Raw genomic sequence first — 20,520 nt, forward strand, 5'->3', positions numbered from 1 at the left:
CAGGCGGGGTGCGGCCTGGAAGTGTTTCTTCGACAAATTTGCAAAAACAGCCCACGAATAAACTGAAAATTGTTAAAATAAAATCCAATCAAATAATTGAAAGTATTTAGGGGGATCACCATGGCAGAATTACGCAGTAACATGATCACACAAGGAATCGACAGAGCACCACACCGCAGTTTGCTTAGAGCGGCGGGAGTAAAGGAAGAGGATTTCGGCAAACCGTTTATCGCGGTTTGTAATTCATATATTGATATCGTTCCTGGTCATGTTCACTTGCAGGAATTTGGAAAAATCGTAAAAGAAGCAATCAGAGAGGCGGGGGGCGTTCCTTTCGAATTTAATACGATCGGTGTAGATGACGGTATTGCCATGGGGCATATCGGCATGAGATATTCGCTTCCGAGCCGTGAAATCATTGCGGACTCTGTGGAGACGGTAGTCTCGGCTCACTGGTTTGACGGAATGGTCTGTATCCCGAACTGTGACAAAATCACACCGGGAATGCTAATGGGTGCTATGCGGGTCAACATTCCGACTATTTTTGTCAGCGGAGGACCAATGGCGGCGGGAAGAACAAGCGACGGCCGCAAAATTTCTCTCTCTTCTGTATTTGAAGGTGTCGGGGCATATCAGTCCGGAAAAATCGGTGAAAGCGAACTTCAGGAATTAGAACAGTTCGGCTGTCCGACGTGCGGATCTTGCTCCGGAATGTTTACAGCAAATTCAATGAACTGCTTATCAGAGGCGCTTGGCTTGGCTTTGCCGGGGAACGGAACCATTTTGGCGACATCACCTGCGCGTAAAGAGTTTGTCAAGAAATCAGCCGCGCAATTAATGGAAACCATTCGCAAGGATATCAAACCGCGTGACATTGTGACTGAAAAAGCCATTGACAATGCGTTTGCATTGGACATGGCGCTTGGCGGTTCAACCAATACAGTGCTTCATACGCTTGCCCTCGCAAACGAAGCGGGAGTTGAGTATTCTTTGGAACGCATTAATGAAGTGGCTGAGAGAGTGCCTCACCTAAGTAAACTTGCACCGGCTTCTGATGTGTATATTGAAGATTTGCATGAAGCGGGCGGTGTATCAGCTGCATTGAACGAGCTTTCTAAAAAAGAAGGGGCGCTTCATTTGGACGCGCTGACTGTTACGGGAAAAACACTGGGTGAAACCATTGCTGGACATGAAATAAAAGATTACGATGTCATTCATCCTCTTGATCAGCCTTTCACTGAAAAGGGCGGACTTGCCGTTTTATTTGGAAACCTGGCACCAGACGGCGCCATTATTAAAACGGGCGGCGTGCAGGACGGAATCACAAGACATGAGGGCCCTGCTGTTGTATTCGACTCACAGGATGCTGCGCTTGAGGGAATCATCAACCGTAAAGTCAAAGCGGGCGATGTTGTCATCATTCGTTATGAAGGACCTAAAGGCGGGCCGGGAATGCCGGAAATGCTTGCGCCGACTTCACAAATCGTCGGAATGGGGCTGGGGCCTAAAGTGGCTTTAATTACGGACGGGCGTTTTTCAGGGGCTTCACGCGGACTTTCAATCGGCCACGTTTCCCCGGAAGCTGCTGAAGGCGGACCGCTTGCGTTTGTTGAAAATGGCGATCATGTCATTGTTGACATTGAAAAGCGGGTCTTAGATGTGCAGGTCCCTGAAGAAGAATGGGAAAAACGGAAAACGAATTGGAAGGGGTTTGAACCGAAAGTAAAAACAGGTTATTTGGCCCGTTACTCGAAACTTGTGACAAGCGCCAACACCGGAGGTATCATGAAAATCTAGCCGATAGAAATTTGCATATTTGAAATCCGCTCCTCTCTATAGTATCCTTTACATCAGATAAAGGAATATAGAGGGGGCTTTTTTTATGTCAATGGCTTATGAAGAATATATGCGCCAGCTGGTTGTGCCAATGCGCCGCGAGCTGACTGGAGCCGGTTTTAAAGAATTAACGACGGCCGAAGAAGTAGAAGGTTTCATGGAAGAAGCGGAGGGCACATCACTAGTGGTCGTCAATTCTGTTTGCGGCTGTGCAGCGGGCCTTGCTCGTCCGGCAGCAACACAGGCCGTGTTACAGCATGATAAGGCGCCGGATCAGACTGTTACCGTATTTGCAGGCCAAGATAAAGAAGCAACTGCAAAAATGCGTGAGTATTTTACCGGCCAGGAACCATCCTCGCCCTCCATGGCTCTATTGAAAGGGAAAGAAGTCGTTCATTTCATCCCGCGTCATGAAATTGAGGGGCATGACATGGAAGAGATTATGAAGAACTTGACGGATGCCTTTGACAAACACTGCTAAAATGCCCGTATTTCGGGCATTTTCTTTTTAGGAGAAAGATGATGATCACAACCAGTTATAGACCTTCTGATCAAACCGTACAATTAGCCAAAGCGCTTTCCAAAGAGCTGCACACCGTTTATTGTGACCGAAATAAACAGCCAGTTGAAAAAATACTGGAAACATCGGAAAATGATTTGCTGGTTATCGGTAAAGAACGATTCGAACTTTATACAAAGAATGGCGGAAAATTCTTCTTTCATCCGAATACAGCGATGTTCAGAGCGAAAAGGTTTTTGCGCGGCGAACAAGAGCCCATGCTGAGAGCGGCGGAATTGTCGGCTGGCGATTCCTTTTTAGACTGCACACTCGGTCTTGCATCTGATTCCATTATGGCAAGCTTGGCCGTAGGTGAAACAGGCACAGTTATCGGACTTGAGAAACATAAACTCATATCGGTTCTTGTAAAAAAAGGCCTCCATACATGGGAAACAGGCGTGGAGCCGCTTCAAGCTGCAATGAAGAGAATTGAAGTCAAGCATGCTGATTGTTTCGACTACCTGAAGCAGCTTCCCGACGATTCCGTTGATGTCATTTATTTCGATCCGATGTTTCACGAGCCTGTTGAGGCATCAGACGGCATTGCCCCTTTGCGCAACTTAGCAGACGAGCTGTTTCCGGCGGAAGACTGTATAAAGCATGCAGTCCGCGCCGCCAGAAAAAGCGTCGTGCTTAAGGATCATTGGAAAAGCCCTCGGTTTGAAAAATACGGTTTCAATGTGTTTAAAAGAAAAACGGCGCTTTTCCACTTTGGCGTCATTAAAACAAGCTCATGAAGAATCGTCATGAGCTTGTTTTAATCAGTTACTTCCATGATGATAAAGTAAAGCAGTGTAATCAGTGAAGCAGCGGCGAACAAAGCGTTAATCATATGTTTTCCCCCTCCCTTTCCCCACTATTGTAAGCGTTTTATTGAAGAAAGCAAAGTAACAATTCTCCTATATTATATTTACGTATCATACATGACTGAGCCTTCATTATATGCTAGAATAAGAGAAACATTACAATAAAATAGAGAGGAATAAGCAGTCATGAAATTGTGGATGAGAAAGACCCTTGTGGTTTTATTTACCATTGTGACGTTCGGGCTCGTGTCTCCTCCGGCTGCTCTGATGACAGACAAGCCTTCCGGACAGCCGAGCAGCCTTGAGCAGAATGATTACACCGCTTTTTATGATGAGCATGATCTGTACGAAGAAAACGGGCGGGAAGGCAGGCTGGAACCTGAATTGCTTTTCCAGTCATACAAGGACCAGCTTCTTGACCGCGCGGAGGGTCAATCATTCTTGAAATTTGGAAGTAAGATTGCGCCGGTGATTGAAGATGACTACCGGAAAGAGGTCTTGCCGAAAATCGAAAGCGTCATAACTTCTTATTTAGCGACATTGCAAGACAATGAAGCTTATCAGGACGTTGTGATTTCCGATAAGCCTTCTGCGGGAAAAACGGAAAAAATCTTCCATGTTTACAATCGGACCACCGGAGAAGATCTTCTCAGATTCCATGTGCGCCGGGACCATCCGCCGCATGAAGGGTATTGGTTTAATTTTCACTATCATACAGCAGAAGACGGATTTCAATCGCATCATGAGCTTGGGAGCATCTATTGGGATCGCAATACGCCTCCCAACTGGATGAGCGCTTAAAAGGAGATGCCATTCCAAATGAAAAAATATACAATGAACGAAATGGTAGACATTACAAAAGATATGCTGAATAAAAGGGGCGTGATGATTGAGGATATTGCGAGCATTGTACAGAGGCTGCAAGAGAAGTACAATCCGAATCTGCCGCTCAGCGTATGTGTGGAAAATGTAGAAAAAGTTCTGAACAAACGGGAAATTATCCATGCGGTGCTGACAGGGCTGGCGCTTGATCAGCTTGCGGAGCAGAAGCTTTTGCCTGAACCGCTTCAGCATCTCGTTGAAACGGATGAACCTTTATATGGAATAGATGAAATCATCCCTCTTTCCATTGTTAATGTATACGGTTCGATCGGATTAACGAATTTTGGCTATTTAGATAAAGAGAAGATCGGCATTATTAAGGAACTTGATGAAAGTCCGGACGGCATTCATACGTTCCTTGATGACATTGTGGCAGCCCTGGCGGCCGCCGCGGCCAGCCGCATCGCTCATACTCATCAAGATCTTCAAGATGAAGAAAAAGAAGAACAGGGAGAAAAACCCGTAGTTCATTAATAAAAAAATCATTTCTGAGAAATTGTGCAGAAATGATTTTTTATTGTGTTACACTACTACAAGACTACTTTTTAAAGGATGAAAAAAATGAAACAATATAAAGACTTATGTCGTCATGTGTTAGAGAATGGTGAAATAAAGGGAGACCGTACCGGAACTGGAACAATCAGCACATTCGGCTATCAAATGCGCTTTAATCTCCAAGAAGGCTTCCCGATGCTTACGACAAAAAAACTTCACTTTAAATCCATCGCTCATGAATTGCTTTGGTTTTTAAAGGGCGAAACGAACGTAAAATATCTTCAGGATAACGGGGTGCGCATCTGGAATGAGTGGGCGGACGAGAATGGAGAGCTCGGACCGGTGTACGGCTCGCAATGGCGCTCATGGCGCGGGGCTGACGGGGAAACGATTGACCAGATCACACGTCTGGTTCATGATATTAAAACAAACCCGAACTCAAGGCGTTTGATTGTCAGTGCTTGGAACGTCGGAGAAATTGACAAAATGGCTCTGCCGCCGTGCCATTGTCTGTTTCAATTTTACGTGGCAGACGGCAAACTGTCCTGCCAGCTGTACCAGCGTTCGGCCGATGTATTTCTAGGCGTGCCGTTTAATATCGCGTCCTATGCACTGCTTACCATGATGATTGCTCATGTAACAGGGCTGGAACCTGGTGAATTTATTCATACTTTTGGTGATGTCCATATCTATCAAAATCATACAGAGCAGGTGAACATGCAGCTGACACGAGATGTGCGTCCATTGCCGAAGCTTCGTTTCGCAAGAGAAGTTGATTCTATTTTCGACTTTACTTTTGATGATTTTATTGTAGAGGACTATGACCCTCATCCGCATATTAAAGGAGCTGTAAGTGTATGATTTCTTTTATATTCGCGATGGACGAAAACAGGCTGATTGGAAAAAACAATGATTTGCCGTGGCGGCTTCCGAACGACCTCGCTTATTTTAAAAAGGTGACGACAGGCCATGCCATTGTGATGGGCCGGAAAACTTTTGAGTCCATTGGCCGCCCGCTCCCGAATCGGAAAAACATCGTGGTGACATCAGCAGATAAAGCTGAATTTCCGGGCTGTACAGTTGTCAGAACAATTGAAGATGTTCTGGCAACCGCCTCTGATGCAGAAGAGTGCTTTGTTATTGGGGGCGCACAGCTCTATCAGGCTTTGTTCCCTTATGCTGACAGGCTGTATATGACAAAAATTCACCATACATTTGACGGGGACCGTTTTTTCCCTGAGTTTAATGAAGACGAATGGAAGCTCATTTCTGAAGAATCGGGAATCAAAGATGAAAAAAACCCGTACAATTATGAGTTCCTAGTATACGAAAAAAAGAATTCTTCTGAAGCGGGAGGACTTTAATTGATTCGCTTTTGCTGTCTTGTGATTTACATTGTGTATATGCTCGTGAAGAATATTAAACAATTGTTTAATCTAACGACGATAGACCCTCGCCTTTCGTACGAAAAGCAAATGAAGCTGGTCTATGAACAGCCAAAAGCGTTTATGAGAGGCTGTATTGATGTATCGGGTTCTGTCATTACAATCAATCAAACTGAATCCATTCCGAACGGTCCTGTTTTATATGTCCATTCTCACTTGAGAACGGCTGACCTTGTTTTACTCGCAGGACATGTGCCGGGCCCCGTGTGTTTTATCGCAAGCCCAAAGGCTTTTCGGATTCCGTTTATGGGGAAATGGCTGGAGCGAATGAATGTGATAAGGGAAGAAGGCGATCCTGAAGTCATGCATAAATACATCACGGATCATTTGCAAAAAGGACAGAGCATGCTTCTGTCGAGAAAGGGAAGTGCTGATCCCGAGGAGATCGCCGCCCGGCTGAACTTGCCGATTGTTATGGTGGAGACAGAAGGCACTGATCATTTGCTTCGAGGGACGCTGTTTAAGCGATTAAAAACATCGGAAATTGAAATGTCATTTGGCCGGGTCTATTATCCCGCGGAACAAAAGCAGCTTCGCGCATGAAAAAGCACAGTCTCTTGAAAAAGAGACTGTGCTTTTTTGGCAATCAGAGAAACGGAACCTTTACACAGTAGAACAATACGCAGAAAAACATGGCCGCGCTGCCGCCTAATACAAAGCTGTGCCAAATCGCATGGTGGAAAGGTATCTTTCTCCAAATATAAAATATCGTTCCAAGGGAATATAATATGCCGCCAAGTAAGAGAAGGCCGAAACCGGCGCCTGTTAATGAAGCGTACAACGGTTTAACGGCGATAATCATCAGCCAGCCCATCAACAGATAAACAAGTGTTGATACAATAATAAATCGTTTAACAAAGAAAATTTTAAATACAATCCCGCCGAGTGCCAAAGACCACACAATAATCAGCATCGTGAATCCGAGTGTGCCTTTTAACGGACCAAGCAGAAACGGCGTGTAAGTTCCGGCAATCAGTACATAAATGGCGGAATGGTCAATAATCTCCAAAATATCTTTTGTTTTTTTGTGCTGAATGCTGTGGAGCAGAGTGGAGCTCAAATACAACAGCAGCATAGAGACTCCAAAGACGGAAAAACTGACAATATCCCATACCGTGCCGTAATTCGCCGCAAAGATCACTAAATACACAATGGCTGGGATTGATAAGAGAACACCTAAACCGTGTGTGACGGCATTTGCAATTTCTTCTTTTATTGTGAACATCAAATACTCCTCTCTTCTATTGAATCATTTGCTTTTGCAATGAATGTAAAAAATCTAATCCTTCCATTGTAATCTTCGTACCCGCCCGGCCGCGGCTTTTTGATACATAATCCTTTTTTTCCAGATAATCGAGGCGATTTCTTACCTGTTGGGGCGTCAAGTCTGTGTTTGTGTCTTTGCTCAATTCGGATAATATCCTTCTGCTAGCAGGTTCGCCTTTTTCATTTAATGCTTTGACCGATTCTAAAATAAAGATAAATTCTTCTTTTTCCATCAGCGTCAGCAATTTTGATTTTTTCTTTGAGGATTTTGCTAAAAGTCCGTTTTGTATATCCGGCGGAACATCATGCGGATGGATGGTGCTTCCGCTCGAGACGGCAGCCATATAATCCGCCGTATTTTTTAATTCTCTGACATTTCCTTCGAATGGGTGCTGCTCAAGTAATGGATAGACAGATGGATCGATATGCAAATGATGCCCAGTATGACTAAGAAAATACTGGATAAGCAGAGGAATATCGCTTTTTCGTTCAGAAAGCGCGGGCAGAGATAAACTCAGTATATTCAGCCTGTAGAACAAATCTTGCCTGAACTGTTTTTTCTCAATAATGTCTGTCAGCGGAATACTGGTTGCACAGATGAAGCGTGCATGTCCGTCTGCTGCAGGCTGTGAATCGACAGTTCTCAGCAGCTGGTCCTGTATCCCGCGGGGCAGGCTCCATATCTCATCGAGAAATAAAGTCCCGCGCGCTGCTTTTTGAATAGCGCCGTCTGAACCGAACAGCTCGTGTTCAAGCCGTTCTTCTGATTGTGTACTGCAATTAATGCTGATAAATAGTTCGTTCTTTCTGGCTGATTTATGGTGAATTGCCGCAGCGAAATGTTCTTTTCCCGTTCCGACTTTTCCTGTGATCAGTACAGGAAGATCAGACGAGGCGAACTGCATGGCGATCCGTTTAGCTTCGAGAAAAGCCTTATGTTCTCCTATCAAATTTTGAAAAGAGAGGTTGTGAGCGGCAGTATTCATTTATTGGCTCCTTTTGGTTCTAATTGGTTAAAGTATAACACCCCAATTCATGAGAAAACAAGTTTCCTGTTTAATCTTTCATTTTTTATTTAGTAAATATAAAAAATTCTCTTATTATTCGAATATTCATGCTATAATGGCATATTAAATAAGGATTTAAAATAAGAAAGGAATCTGTGCATGAAACCGTTGCTTAAAGAAAACTCTCTCATCCAAGTTAAAGATATTTTAAAGGCCCACCAAAATGTAAAGGATATTGTCATTCATACTCCTTTACAAAGGAATGACAGACTTTCTGAGAGATACGAGTGCAATATTTACGTAAAAAGAGAAGACCTTCAGGTGGTCAGATCATTCAAGCTACGTGGAGCTTATAATAAGATGAAGCAGCTCCCTAAAGAGCAGACTGAAAACGGAGTCGTGTGCGCAAGCGCCGGAAACCACGCCCAAGGTGTTGCGTTTTCGTGCAAACATCTGGGGATTCACGGTAAGATTTTTATGCCGTCAACCACGCCGAGGCAAAAAGTGTCTCAGGTTGAGCTGTTCGGAAAGGGATTTATTGATATTATCCTGACTGGAGATACATTTGATGACGCTTATCACAGCGCCGTCGAATGCTGTGATAAAGAAAACCGCGCATTTATTCATCCTTTCGATGATCCGGATGTCATGGCCGGACAAGGAACAGCAGCTGTCGAAATCTTAAATGATATTGAAGTGGAGCCGCATTTTCTGTTTGCGAGTGTCGGAGGCGGCGGCCTGCTTTCCGGCGTCGGAACATACATGAAAAACATCTCTCCTGAAACAAAAGTGATTGCAGTCGAGCCGAAGGGCGCCGCATCTTATTTTGAATCAAATAAAGCAGGGCATGTCGTAACGCTTGATAAAATTGACAAATTCGTTGATGGGGCCGCTGTGAAAAAAATTGGCGATCAAACGTTTAAAACGCTTGAATCGGTAGTGGATGATATTCTGCTCGTTCCTGAAGGAAAAGTGTGTACATCAATCTTGGAATTGTACAATCAATGCGCAATTGTTGCAGAACCGGCGGGGGCACTTTCTATTGCCGCTTTGGATTTATACAAAGAAGAAATAAAAGGAAAAAATGTGGTGTGCCTCATCAGCGGAGGAAACAACGATATTGGCAGAATGCAGGAAATGAAGGAGCGGTCTATGATTTATGAAGGGCTTCAGCATTATTTTATCGTCAATTTTCCGCAGAGAGCGGGCGCGCTTCGTGAATTCCTAGATGAAGTGCTGGGACCTAATGACGACATTACTCGTTTTGAGTATACGAAAAAGAACAATAAAAGCAACGGACCGGCTCTTGTCGGCATCGAGCTTCAGTACAAAGAGGACTATGAACCGCTTATTGCGCGAATGGATAAAAAATCATTCCATTACTTAGAAGTGAACAAGGACCAGGACTTGTTCCATTTACTGATCTAATTTTTTCTGAAAAAACCGCATAAAATGACAGACAACTATTCCTCCGTTTTTATATAATAAAAGAAAACAATCAAAAAGAGGATTGATAGCTTGTTACTCAAAAGCCTAGAGTTCAAACGCCGGGACGGGATTCAGGTAAAAGTGACAGAAATACCCGTATTGAAGGAAGATGAGAACCATTTTTTTATGATGAATCAAAACCTTCAGCTCTATTTGAAGGAAGTGTTTTCATCAGACAGCAGGGCACAAGTGTATTCTTTCCGACAGTATATGAAACGCCGTATGAAATGGAAGGATTATCAGGCTATTTTTCACCAAGAGTCATTAAAACATAATGCGTAAAAACGGATCTATTCCTAAGCACACACCCTTATGATGACCGCGGTAACCACTGGCGGCACATAGGGGATGCTGTGTAGGGATTTTTTTATGCCGCATCTTATTCAACACCCATGGCCCCTTAAGATAAATCAGGCGTATGATGGCGGTTATTTATGAAAGCGTTTTTAGCTGATAGGGAGGATGAAGCAAATGCGATATGTGAAATATGTGGCAGCGGCTGTTTTTTTGCTGATGCTCTGCGCTTGCGGTGGGCAGCAAATAAAAGATCCGCTTAATTATGAAATAGAGCCATTTTCTTTTGAAAATCAAGATGGGAAAACTGTATCATTGGATCGTTTAAAAGGAGAGGTTTGGCTGGCTGACTTTATTTTCACAAATTGTGAAACAGTTTGTCCGCCTATGACGGCTCATATGACCGATCTTCAAAAAAAATTGAAGGCAGAAGATGCGGATGTCCGGATCGTTTCCTTCAGCGTGGACCCGGAGAACGATACGCCGAAAGAGCTGAAGAAATTTGCCGCTAATTATCCGATGTCATTTGATAATTGGGACTTTCTTACGGGATACAGTCAAAGTGAAATCGAAGCATTTGCACTTAATAGTTTTAAATCGATTGTGAAAAAGCCGGAGGGAGAAGATCAGGTGATTCACCAAACCTCCTTTTATTTAGTCGGTCCGGACGGCAAGGTGCTTAAAGACTATAATGGTGTTGAAAATACCCCCTATGAAGATATTATTGCTGATGTGAAAGCTGCCGAAAAGCTCAAGTAAACTCGTAGAACAGCCATTTTCAAAATCTGAAAAACATGATACACTTTCCTCTAGTAGATTGGGGAAGGAGCAACAAGATTGAAGCTGCGCATTTTGGTACTCATTGCCAGTATGATTTTGCTTCTTACAGCCTGTACAAGTGTTCGGCAAACTGCAATAGAGAGAGAGCAAAAAGCCGAGGAACAGAAAACCAAAGAGCATATTGTGATCGCCGCTATAGGGGATTCGCTGACAAAAGGAGTCGGAGATCCTGAAGGCAAGGGTTATGTCGGCAAGGTGGCGGAAGCATTAAAATCAGACGGGCAAGTAAAAACAGTAGATGTGAAAAATTATGCTGTCCAAGGGCATCGCTCGGATGACCTTTTGAAAAAGCTTGACGATAAAAGCGTTCAAAATGGTTTAAAAGATGCTGATTATATCTTTTTTACAATTGGCGGCAATGACCTTATGAAAATTCTGCGCCAAAATTTCTTGCAATTAACGCTCGAACCCTTTCAAAATGAAGAAAAGCCTTTTGAAAAGCGGTTCAAACAAATCATCAGTAAAATAAGAGAGCAGAATGATGAGGCAGAGCTCATATATGTCGGCATGTATAATCCGTTTGCGTTTACTTTGTCTGAATTAAACGAAATAGACGGGGTTGTAACGGATTGGAATAAAATCGCGAAAAAAGAGCTGAAAGCGGACAAGAACGCAGCGATGACGAATGTCGAAGATTTATTTGCCAAAAAAAGTGACAGTAAACGTATTTCTGAAGAAGATGATTTCCATCCTAATGGGACAGGATATTCATTAATAGCAAAACGGGTCTATCAAACCATTGTAAAAGAAGGGTTACCAGCAGAATAGGGTGAATGTATGAAGAAGTGGAAACGTTTGTTTTTTATCCTTTTGGCTTTAAATATCATTGTTGCCGGCGGAATCGCGGTATTGATGATTTTACCGGGGGAAAAAACAGACATGCAGCAAACGAAAACGAATGAATATGGTTTTAATGTGACAAGCACAAAAGAATCACTTGCCGCATTTGTCAATTCGTACTTAAAAGAAAAGGCATCAAACCAGCTTGATTATAAAGTCGAAATTGATGACGATGTACAAGTGGTAGGGAAGATCAAGGCTTTTTCATCAACGATTGATGCATTTGTCGCCTTTCAGCCGATCGTTCAAGAAAACGGTGATGTTGAGCTGGAAGTCACGAAATTTTCATTAGGGAAATTGAGTATTCCGATTAGTTTTGTTTTAAATTATATGGACAGCTTTTATGAACTTCCTTCTTTTGTCCATGTGCATCCAAGCGACAAAAGCATTGAAGTGCGTCTGTCAGAGATGCCATTATCCAATGGAATGTATGTAAAAGCGGATAAGATTAATTTAGAAGAAGATGAAATTGAATTCTCTTATTATCATCCTAAACAATAGCGTGTAACAGGAGTGACCGAATTGAAGCGAATTTATCAGTATTGCAGTTTATTGGCTTGCGTGTTTTCCTTCTATTTCGGCTGGCTTGCGTATCTTCATCTGGCCAGAGAAGATATAGACCAAATGTATTTAAACATCGCATATTGCGCTTTGTTTCTGAGTGTGACGGTGTTTACATTTGAAGTAAAAGATCGACAAAAAACCGATAAATCATAGAGGTACAACAAGAGACATGCCAGATCGTCTCTTTTTTTATGCGATTGAACCGCAATAAATTAGAAGATGAGGAGAAAATATGAAGTCTTATGATTTTACAAAAGGCCATGTACTGAAACAGTTAGTCTTGTTCTCAACACCTATTTTGCTTGGAAACATGCTGCAGGTGTCTTTTCAGTTTATAGACAGCTTATGGGTCGGCAACTTATTGGGGGCAAAGGCGCTTGGCGCTTCCGCGGTTTCCGGCACAATTGTATTTACGGTGCTGTCATTTATTTTGGGGCTGAATAATGCCACTTTGACGATTTTATCTCAGCAAAAAGGAAAAGATGACGAAAAGGGAATGGCATCTTATATTAATGCATTCGTCATTTTGATGACATTGTTAAGCGTCGTATGCGGTGCGGCGGGATTTTTCTTATCTGATTTCTTGTTGCGCCTGCTGCATACACCGGAAAATATGATTCCGCTTGCTGACATCTATTTAAAAATTCATTTTATCGGGATTCTTTTTTTATTCGGTTATAACTTTATCAGCACAGTGCTCAGGGCGATCGGGGACAGTAAAACGCCATTGCGGTTTATCGCTTTTGCGGTGATTTTAAACACCGTATTGGCCCCGGTGTTTATTTCTGTTTTTCATTGGGGAATTGCAGGAGCCGCCTATGCGACGCTTTTGTCACAGGGTATTGCGTTTCTTTACGGTCTTTTTTATGTCATAAAAAATAAGCTTGTTCCGTTTTCTGTGCCAAGAAAGCCGAAGTGGAAGGAATTTGGATTGATTCTGAGGCTTGGCATTCCTGCGGGATTACAAATGATGGTCATTTCAGGAGGAATGATGGCGATCATGAGCGTCGTTAATTCGTATGGTGAGCATGTCGTTTCAGGATTCGGCGCTGCCCAGCGGCTTGATAGTATTATTACTCTTCCGGCGATGGCGGCGGGTACGGCAGTCAATAGCATGGCTGGCCAAAATATCGGAATTGGAAATTATAAGAGGACGGGAGAAATTGCTAAGCATGGTGTAATGTATGTGTTTGCCTGTATGCTGCTGATTGCGGTCTGTATCAGCCTATTCGGTAAATACGCGATTGGTTTATTTATTAAGGAACCAGAGGCGGTTCGTTTCGGAGAGGAATATTTGCGGTGGATCGCATTCTTTTATCCTTTTATCGGAATTAATTTTGTGCTGAATGGAATCGTCAGGGCAGCAGGCGCCATGATGCAGGTGCTGCTTCTCAATATTATATCGTTTTGGGTGCTGAGATACCCGTTTACTGCCATCTTTTCAGCTTGGCTTGGAGAAAAAGGAATAGGGCTCGGTATAGGTATGAGCTTATTGTTTAGCAGCTGTGCCGCTTTTTTATATTACCGATACGGCCGCTGGAAAATGATGAAGCTGTTTGAAAAGGAAAAAGCACAATCCGGCTGAGAGCGGAATGTGCTTTTTGTTTTTTACCGTTTTTTATCGAGCTTGCTGAACAGCTCGATTAAGGTTGCGAGCTCTGCATCATTATAGCAATCGAAACGTTTAAAGAAATATTCTGTTTTTTTCTGATTGAAATGTTCAACGATTTTCTCACCGGCTTCGGTGATGTGAATTCTGATAATGCGTCTGTCTTCTTTTGAACGGATTCTCGTAATCCATTCCTTTTCCACCAAGGCGTCAGTAACAGCGGTGATATGGCTTGCCGACACTTCTAATATCGGGGCGAATTCTGTAACCTTTTTAGGTCCTTGCTCACTGAGCAGACGCAGAATCGTAAATTCATTTCGCGATAGCTCTTTATCTAAGATTTCATTAACTTCATTGCGTATTTGTTTAAATACTTTACGGAGTAAAGCTTCCATATCGTACATCATTTGAGTTCTTACTTTCAAATTGTGAACCTCCATTACATAATCAGCGTGGTTTCAACTTATAAGCTTTTTTACCGAAAAGCAGAATCATTTTCATTCTATTTTTACATGCTATAATATAATAATACCACGTATTAACAAAGGAGGCACCAGTATGTCTGAAAAAAAAGAAATCGCCACATTTGCAGGGGGCTGTTTTTGGTGTATGGTCAAGCCATTCGATGAACAGCCGGGAATCGAAAAAGTGGTATCCGGGTATACAGGGGGCCATACTGAAAACCCTACGTACGAAGAAGTGTGCAGTGAGACAACGGGCCACCGGGAAGCGGTTCAAATTACTTTTCAACCTGATGTGTTTCCCTATGAAAAGCTGCTTGAACTGTTTTGGCAGCAAATAGATCCGACAGATGCCGGCGGGCAGTTTGCTGATCGGGGCAGCTCTTATCGCGCGGCCATCTTCTATCATAATGAAAAACAAAAAGAGCTGGCGGAGGAGTCGAAAAAAAGGCTTGAGGAAAGCGGAATTTTCAAAGCTCCAATTGTCACTGATATTTTGAAAGCAGAGCCTTTCTACGAAGCAGAGGATTATCATCAAGGTTTTTACAAGAAAAATACGGCCCATTATCAGCGTTACAGGATAGGTTCAGGGCGAGAAGGTTTTATTAATCAGCACTGGGGGGCCAAATAAATGGCAGGTAATAAAGAAGAAAAAATAAAATCATTAAACCGAATGCAGTATGAGGTCACGCAAAATAACGGGACAGAGCCGCCGTTTCAAAATGAATATTGGGATCATAAAGAGGAAGGCCTCTATGTAGATATTGTCTCGGGGAAGCCCCTTTTCACTTCAATGGATAAATTCGATTCCCATTGCGGCTGGCCAAGCTTTACAAAGCCGATTGAAGATAAAGAAGTGGAAGAAAAAGTAGACACGACCCACGGAATGATTCGTACGGAAGTGAGAAGCCGGACGGCGGACTCACATCTCGGTCATGTATTTAACGACGGTCCGGGACCAAGCGGACTGCGCTATTGCATTAATTCTGCCGCTTTGCGGTTTATACCAAAAGATAAGCTGAAGGAAGAAGGATATGAAGCCTACCAGCATCTATTTGACAAGTAAAACAAAAACAGGCCTGCCCAGTAAATGATCAGGCCTGTTTTTTTTGCTTTTTTCTGTCAGACTAGTTATGCTAAAATTTTACTGAAGTCATTGTCAAAAGGGGAATATGATCATGCTTGGCATAAAAGTTGATAAATTCAATGAAAGTCTTAAAATCAGTTGGCAACTATCCCAAATTGAAATTCCAATCAAAGAAATAAAAGATGTCTCTCTTGATCTGACTTATGGGGGAGAGGAGAAAAATGCAATAAGAATAGGAACTCCTTATGGCACTACAGATAGGGTAGTGATTAAAACAACAAATAACACTTACATCTTGTTCACAACTAATGTGAATTCCACTATGAACAAGATTCATTCCCTCTTAAGTAATTGAAGTCCTTTGCTCTTGTAATCATGAAGCATAGTAAAATCTAGATAATTGTTAGGGGATAGGGACATGGAAGAAGGCAAACTTATTCACTTGACGTTTGCTGGTATTAACGAAGCTATTTCAAAGTATGGTCCTTTTCCATTGATTTAACCAGGTGGCTATGTTTTAAATGAAAATTAAACATTTATACAATCACAATTGCGTAAAAACGCCATAAGAAATCTTATGGCGCCTTACAGAGTAATGGAGATACTCCTAACATATCGGTTAAATGGGAACGCCTTCTGGATAGCCTCCGAAGAAAGATGCTCCAACAATGATTAATAAGATGAATAGCACCACGATTAATGCGAAGGAGCTACCATAACCATTTGAGTATCCCATATGGTCACCTCCTTTAAAAGAGGATAGTACATGATATGCCGAGTAAACTAGTTCGATAGGGGTGCTAGTTTAATTGATATTAAAATGATTGCTTAGTCTAAGTAAAATATTCCTTACCATTCTACTTAAAGAGTTAGAGGGAAATTATAATCAACGGAAATATTCATGATTTCCCGGGCAAGCGCAGTATATGACAAATTAGAACAAAAGGAGATGGATTAAGTTAAAAGAACTGTAGCGGAAAACATGCCCACAAGCTAGTCAAGAAATACATCGATCTAAGCGACATTAATAAGCCGGACTGTGGCTGGAAAAATGAATGAAACATCTGTCAACAGCTTAAAATACCTGGTTGAAAACTGATTACAACGAAGAAGAGTTCCTAAGTAAGTACATTTTTAATCAGATGAAATCAATTTTTAAAAGCATACAGTTACAAATTTAGATCCCCATCTTTCATGAGTGCATTTAATATTGACAACAATAATTCACAAAAATTTTATGACGCAGCAAACTGGTCAAAGCATGAAGATGATTTTACTCGAATTTTACAACCGAAACGCGCATGTACCAAGAAGTACAAGGCGTTCCAGAAGGCGATACTTTCGTCTTTTGCTTCGCTCATTAATATATACGAGCAAATCATGTAGCTTTGAAATAAAGTTTGGTTTTATAAAAAAGTTTGATCATTTTCTAATTATGTTGTTCCACAATCACCAGTTTGTTGAATCTCACGGTTACTATTATTTTTTCAAAATCGGCACCCATATTTCACTTTTGAAAGTTGGCGAGGTTACATCTTTATCCTCATTCCACAGGATTTCGGGACCTTCTATTTGTTCATAGTTTGAGGATGGAAACCATTCGGAATAAATGCGTCCCCACACATCTTGCAATGTATCAGGGAATGGTCCGATTGCTTCAAAAACCGCCCATGTAGAGGCAGGAACTTCAAGCTGTGTTAAGTTATCTGGACACTCCTTAGTTGTTGCTGCTCCAATATAGTGATCAAGCTCCCCTTCTTCCTCCATCCTGCTTTCAGAAAAGTTTGTGGATGCACTAAGCAGCCCCATAGGTTCGACATTAGAAAGTTTTTTAAGTTTATTGATCGTTTCACCATCTAAACTTTCCCACATAGAGGAGATCTCTGGATTAACCCCGTTGAAAATTATAGGAACTCTTTTCTTAATACCAACAATGCGAAATGCTTCTTTTTCTTGAATTCGATAGTTCATTGCACTTCCTCCTTTAATTGATAACTGGAAGGTCATTCGTGAATAAGCTTTAAGTGAATGGCTATTATTTCTGGCTTCTGACGGTGTTATGCCATGCAAATTTTGAAAAGCTCTTGCAAAAGAATCTGGCGAGTTATAACCGTATTTCATCGCAATGTCAATGACCTTTACGTCGGTTTCTTTAATATCAAATGCTGCAAGAGTTAGTCGTCTGCGGCGAATGTATTCCGACAGCGTAATACCTGCAAGGAAGGAAAACATCCTTTTAAAATGATATTCGGAGCAGTAAGCCACCCTTGCTACTTCTTTAAAGTCAATATCATTAGTAAGGTTTTCTTCAATATACTTTATTGCTTCGTTCATATTTTTAAGCAAATCCATTTTTATGACCTCCTTTATCAATAGCATAGCAGGAGTTGAATGTATCCATCCGACATTTCGTGCACCATTATGTAGGATCAATTTATTATAAATAATCAGGCTTGTTTATAAATGATCAAAATTTATTATATATCTCTACAAATTACGCATAACGTAATATTCAAAAAGGACCGTTATGTCCTTTTATTTTTATGCTTATTCAATAAAAGTCTCCTATAGTGTAAGCGGAAATTTTCACAAGACCTTAATAAATGTACTCCGGCAGTATGATCTGCTTTTTATAAAGAAAAAAGCAACAATGCTAAGGATCTGACTTTTTTAAAAGAAGGTTCTTAACAGGTTATAAAATTGACTGGTATCTATCCTAGAGGAACTTTTCCCCTTAACCTGTTTTAACGTCGCTACTATAAGAAAGCTGACAATCACTAATAAGAGCCATGAACTCACTTTTCCCAGATGAACGAGACTCCATGCATCGGTTTGGTTTGGATATTCCCAAGCTCCAAAGAATGTTGCGATATTTTCGGCTATCCATATAAAAAATCCGATGAGCACAAAAGAAAGTGCGAGTGGCATACGGTAACGAGTTCCATTAACCTCGTATGTGACCCAGGATTGCCAAAAGACGATCATGACAAGTCCAGATAACCAAAAGCGGATGTCAATCCAATAATGGTGGGTGAAAAAATTCAAATAGATCGCAGCGGCAAGAGGTACAACTACCAAAAACGGCGGCCACTTAACCAGTTTAACCTTAAGCCTCCTCCACGCCTGGCAAAGATAACTGGCTACACTTGCGTACATGAAGCCGCTATACAAAGGCACTCCAAAAATTTTGAAATAACCTTCCTCTGGATAAGACCAAGAGCCCTTATGTACCTTGTAAAGTTCAAGAGCAAGTCCAATAAGGTGGAACAATGTAATAACCTTTAGTTCATCCCGTGTTTCAAGCCCAGAACGTACCATCCGCCACTGCATGAGAAGGCAGATGATGAGCAGCCAGTCATACCGTGGCAGGAAGGGAAGAGGCACGATTTGTGTTATAGCCAAAGAGGCAAAAATAACGACGGGAAACAAACATGATAGGGCCTGCTCCCAACCAAAACGAACGAGTTGTTTTAGTGGTCTCATGATTTGTGCCTCCAAAGGTTTGTTCTGAATATATGTAAGGCCTGATTAGCATAGTAGCTAAAAAGACGCAGGGTTATATGCATAGGATCACCGCCGAATAACTTTATTTTCCTTTTAATTCCTGCTGTTTTAATTCTGGGTGTCTTCATCACTTCGGTATTCCAAAATATCTCCGGGTTGACATTCTAAAGCCTTACAAATTGCCTCTAAAGTTGATAATCGAATGGCCTTTGCCTTTCCATTTTTCAATATAGAAAGATTAGCCATTGTTATTCCAACCCTCTCCGAAAGTTCTGTTACGCTCATTTTCCTTTTAGCCAGCATCACATCAATATTGATAATAATTGCCATGTTAATCACCTCAGACCGTTAAGGCATTTTCTGATTTTATATCAATCGCTTCTTTTAACAGTTTTTGAAGAACAGCAGCAAAGACTGCAATCACCATTGAAGCAAAAATAACGACCAATCCGATTAATATGATACCTGGGGCGTCGTCCTTCTCCGCCATGAGATAAAAGAGTGGCATGCCTGCGACAAACAAGATACTGATTGTGATTGCACAGTATTTTATATTTTTTAAAGCTCTTACAGATAACTCCGAGAAAGCTTTGTTCTTGTCAATATAGCTTAAAAGTTTAAAAGCTTGATACAGAGCAAAGTAAAAAGGAATCGCCGATGCATACAAATTGATTAAAACGAGATATTTTATATAGGCAATATCCGGGTACAATTCTGCTGCAAAATTCGCTATCTCAGGCACCAAAAATATGCACAAAGCTAGAACTGGAATTCCAATAAGAAACACAGCTATCTTTAAAAAGAGTGTTGTTCCTCGTTTCATAAAAAGCACCTCACTTATTTGTTTTCAATTTGAATTTAGCACATTATTTATCGTTTTACAATAAAAAAATATTGATACAGATCATTTTGTTATTGTTGTAGGATTATCCTTTTAATTTTAGACAAGATAAAAAGCATTCTCGGGGAATGCTCCATAACTTCAATTAAAAATTGTGCAACTACAAAGGGTAAAAAATCATCAGATGGAAGAAAGATGTTTTAGAATTAGCGGATGAATTTGAAAGGAAAGGAATAGATAAATGCTTTAGCAATTAGATATTGATGAAATCCTTTGGGGAATAAAAGAAAATCCTAGATCCAAATATGTAAAAATACATCCTTTTAACATTTAGATAAAACATGTCTTTTAATCAAAGATGAAAGGCATAAATGATCCTAAAAAACATATTTAGGCTTTACGGATTCTTTGACTCTGTTTATAAGAGCTAAAAATGGAAAAGCATCTTGATCGATTCAAATTCAGCAATATCGAGAATGCTAAAAATATGGCAATGAGCTGTATCATTGATGGATAATCATGAGAAAACGCCTATACATAGAAGCAGTAACGAAGCAACATTTATAATCATAAAGACAGAGTTTGTATGTCTTTTCGATAGTTTAGAAGAGTTGTTGCATAGAGAGTCTGCAGACTATGTGCATTGGTGTTCAACTCCTAGGTATTCACGGGACCTAAGAGAGATTATTTATGTTC

General features: G+C 41.4%; 26 protein-coding genes. 18 read left to right on the forward strand and 8 right to left on the reverse strand.

Annotated elements, in window-relative coordinates:
• The first annotated feature begins 120 nt into the window (after window positions 1–120).
• The 8 genes from ilvD to GXP75_RS14505 all read left to right on the forward strand — a co-directional run bounded on the left by ilvD (window position 121) and on the right by GXP75_RS14505 (window position 6,566).
• On the forward strand, window positions 121–1,797 hold the full coding sequence (gene ilvD / locus GXP75_RS14470; protein ID WP_242557072.1) for a dihydroxy-acid dehydratase: 1,677 nt from the start codon (window positions 121–123) through the stop codon (window positions 1,795–1,797).
• 85 nt (window positions 1,798–1,882) lie between these two features.
• A complete protein-coding gene (locus tag GXP75_RS14475) occupies window positions 1,883–2,317 on the forward strand; it encodes a BrxA/BrxB family bacilliredoxin (protein WP_061573034.1) in 435 nt (144 codons plus the stop codon).
• A 41-nt stretch (window positions 2,318–2,358) separates the two neighbouring features.
• Complete coding sequence (locus GXP75_RS14480) at window positions 2,359–3,132, forward strand: class I SAM-dependent methyltransferase (RefSeq protein ID WP_242557073.1); 774 nt, start codon at window positions 2,359–2,361, stop codon at window positions 3,130–3,132.
• A 255-nt stretch (window positions 3,133–3,387) separates the two neighbouring features.
• Window positions 3,388–4,002, forward strand: coding sequence for a YpjP family protein (locus tag GXP75_RS14485; protein ID WP_106044289.1), 615 nt, complete (start codon window positions 3,388–3,390; stop codon window positions 4,000–4,002).
• An 18-nt stretch (window positions 4,003–4,020) separates the two neighbouring features.
• Window positions 4,021–4,557 (forward strand): phosphatidylglycerophosphatase A family protein, encoded by a 537-nt coding sequence (locus tag GXP75_RS14490; RefSeq protein WP_061573037.1) that lies wholly within the window; start codon window positions 4,021–4,023, stop codon window positions 4,555–4,557.
• A gap of 87 nt (window positions 4,558–4,644) precedes the next feature.
• Window positions 4,645–5,439 (forward strand): thymidylate synthase, encoded by a 795-nt coding sequence (locus GXP75_RS14495; protein WP_010788988.1) that lies wholly within the window; start codon window positions 4,645–4,647, stop codon window positions 5,437–5,439.
• On the forward strand, window positions 5,436–5,942 hold the full coding sequence (locus GXP75_RS14500) for a dihydrofolate reductase (RefSeq protein WP_214918857.1): 507 nt from the start codon (window positions 5,436–5,438) through the stop codon (window positions 5,940–5,942). The genes GXP75_RS14495 and GXP75_RS14500 overlap by 4 nt, the downstream gene beginning before the upstream one ends.
• A complete protein-coding gene (locus GXP75_RS14505; protein ID WP_242557074.1) occupies window positions 5,943–6,566 on the forward strand; it encodes a lysophospholipid acyltransferase family protein in 624 nt (207 codons plus the stop codon).
• A 43-nt stretch (window positions 6,567–6,609) separates the two neighbouring features.
• Here GXP75_RS14505 and trhA read toward each other — a convergent pair whose 3' ends face one another.
• Window positions 6,610–7,248 carry a PAQR family membrane homeostasis protein TrhA gene (trhA, locus tag GXP75_RS14510; RefSeq protein ID WP_061573040.1) on the reverse strand — a complete coding sequence of 213 codons (639 nt, stop codon included), beginning with the start codon at window positions 7,246–7,248 and terminating at the stop codon, window positions 6,610–6,612.
• A gap of 16 nt (window positions 7,249–7,264) precedes the next feature.
• Complete coding sequence (locus GXP75_RS14515) at window positions 7,265–8,275, reverse strand: sigma 54-interacting transcriptional regulator (protein ID WP_150223363.1); 1,011 nt, start codon at window positions 8,273–8,275, stop codon at window positions 7,265–7,267.
• Between the two features lie 180 nt (window positions 8,276–8,455).
• Here GXP75_RS14515 and ilvA point away from each other — a divergent pair, with 180 nt between their 5' ends.
• The 7 genes from ilvA (at window position 8,456) to GXP75_RS14550 (ending at window position 13,907) form a co-directional block, all read left to right on the forward strand.
• A complete protein-coding gene (gene ilvA / locus GXP75_RS14520; RefSeq protein ID WP_214918865.1) occupies window positions 8,456–9,724 on the forward strand; it encodes a threonine ammonia-lyase IlvA in 1,269 nt (422 codons plus the stop codon).
• 90 nt (window positions 9,725–9,814) lie between these two features.
• A complete protein-coding gene (locus GXP75_RS14525) occupies window positions 9,815–10,066 on the forward strand; it encodes a DUF2535 family protein (RefSeq protein WP_003325710.1) in 252 nt (83 codons plus the stop codon).
• Between the two features lie 189 nt (window positions 10,067–10,255).
• Window positions 10,256–10,837 carry an SCO family protein gene (locus GXP75_RS14530; RefSeq protein WP_242557075.1) on the forward strand — a complete coding sequence of 194 codons (582 nt, stop codon included), beginning with the start codon at window positions 10,256–10,258 and terminating at the stop codon, window positions 10,835–10,837.
• 78 nt (window positions 10,838–10,915) lie between these two features.
• A complete protein-coding gene (locus GXP75_RS14535) occupies window positions 10,916–11,686 on the forward strand; it encodes an SGNH/GDSL hydrolase family protein (protein WP_214918871.1) in 771 nt (256 codons plus the stop codon).
• Between the two features lie 9 nt (window positions 11,687–11,695).
• A complete protein-coding gene (locus tag GXP75_RS14540; RefSeq protein WP_003325715.1) occupies window positions 11,696–12,259 on the forward strand; it encodes a YpmS family protein in 564 nt (187 codons plus the stop codon).
• A 21-nt stretch (window positions 12,260–12,280) separates the two neighbouring features.
• On the forward strand, window positions 12,281–12,475 hold the full coding sequence (gene ypmT, locus GXP75_RS14545) for a protein YpmT (RefSeq protein ID WP_214918875.1): 195 nt from the start codon (window positions 12,281–12,283) through the stop codon (window positions 12,473–12,475).
• 79 nt (window positions 12,476–12,554) lie between these two features.
• Window positions 12,555–13,907 (forward strand): MATE family efflux transporter, encoded by a 1,353-nt coding sequence (locus GXP75_RS14550; protein ID WP_242557076.1) that lies wholly within the window; start codon window positions 12,555–12,557, stop codon window positions 13,905–13,907.
• A 23-nt stretch (window positions 13,908–13,930) separates the two neighbouring features.
• On the opposite strand, the gene GXP75_RS14555 is transcribed toward GXP75_RS14550, so the two are convergent.
• The gene (locus tag GXP75_RS14555; protein ID WP_061573047.1) at window positions 13,931–14,356 is read right to left on the reverse strand and encodes a MarR family transcriptional regulator; all 426 of its coding nucleotides are present in this window, start codon (window positions 14,354–14,356) and stop codon (window positions 13,931–13,933) included.
• A gap of 133 nt (window positions 14,357–14,489) precedes the next feature.
• On the opposite strand from GXP75_RS14555, the gene msrA reads away from it, so the two are divergent.
• The 3 genes from msrA to GXP75_RS14570 all read left to right on the forward strand — a co-directional run bounded on the left by msrA (window position 14,490) and on the right by GXP75_RS14570 (window position 15,834).
• A complete protein-coding gene (gene msrA / locus GXP75_RS14560) occupies window positions 14,490–15,023 on the forward strand; it encodes a peptide-methionine (S)-S-oxide reductase MsrA (protein ID WP_061670145.1) in 534 nt (177 codons plus the stop codon).
• Window positions 15,024–15,458 (forward strand): peptide-methionine (R)-S-oxide reductase MsrB, encoded by a 435-nt coding sequence (gene msrB, locus GXP75_RS14565; protein WP_003325720.1) that lies wholly within the window; start codon window positions 15,024–15,026, stop codon window positions 15,456–15,458.
• Window positions 15,459–15,570: 112 nt separating this feature from the next.
• On the forward strand, window positions 15,571–15,834 hold the full coding sequence (locus GXP75_RS14570) for a SunI/YnzG family protein (RefSeq protein WP_061573049.1): 264 nt from the start codon (window positions 15,571–15,573) through the stop codon (window positions 15,832–15,834).
• Window positions 15,835–16,098: 264 nt separating this feature from the next.
• On the opposite strand, the gene GXP75_RS14575 is transcribed toward GXP75_RS14570, so the two are convergent.
• The 5 genes from GXP75_RS14575 to GXP75_RS14595 all read right to left on the reverse strand — a co-directional run bounded on the left by GXP75_RS14575 (window position 16,099) and on the right by GXP75_RS14595 (window position 19,806).
• Window positions 16,099–16,215 carry a YjcZ family sporulation protein gene (locus GXP75_RS14575; protein ID WP_003240909.1) on the reverse strand — a complete coding sequence of 39 codons (117 nt, stop codon included), beginning with the start codon at window positions 16,213–16,215 and terminating at the stop codon, window positions 16,099–16,101.
• A gap of 743 nt (window positions 16,216–16,958) precedes the next feature.
• A complete protein-coding gene (locus GXP75_RS14580) occupies window positions 16,959–17,831 on the reverse strand; it encodes an AraC family transcriptional regulator (protein ID WP_242557077.1) in 873 nt (290 codons plus the stop codon).
• 318 nt (window positions 17,832–18,149) lie between these two features.
• Window positions 18,150–18,962 carry a DUF817 domain-containing protein gene (locus tag GXP75_RS14585; protein ID WP_214918883.1) on the reverse strand — a complete coding sequence of 271 codons (813 nt, stop codon included), beginning with the start codon at window positions 18,960–18,962 and terminating at the stop codon, window positions 18,150–18,152.
• 129 nt (window positions 18,963–19,091) lie between these two features.
• Complete coding sequence (locus tag GXP75_RS14590) at window positions 19,092–19,313, reverse strand: helix-turn-helix domain-containing protein (RefSeq protein WP_106044301.1); 222 nt, start codon at window positions 19,311–19,313, stop codon at window positions 19,092–19,094.
• Between the two features lie 10 nt (window positions 19,314–19,323).
• On the reverse strand, window positions 19,324–19,806 hold the full coding sequence (locus GXP75_RS14595; RefSeq protein ID WP_242557078.1) for a DUF2975 domain-containing protein: 483 nt from the start codon (window positions 19,804–19,806) through the stop codon (window positions 19,324–19,326).
• Between the last annotated feature and the right edge of the window lie 714 nt (window positions 19,807–20,520).

Source organism: Bacillus sp. HU-1818 (assembly GCF_022695965.1).
Taxonomy (GTDB): domain Bacteria; phylum Bacillota; class Bacilli; order Bacillales; family Bacillaceae; genus Bacillus; species Bacillus atrophaeus.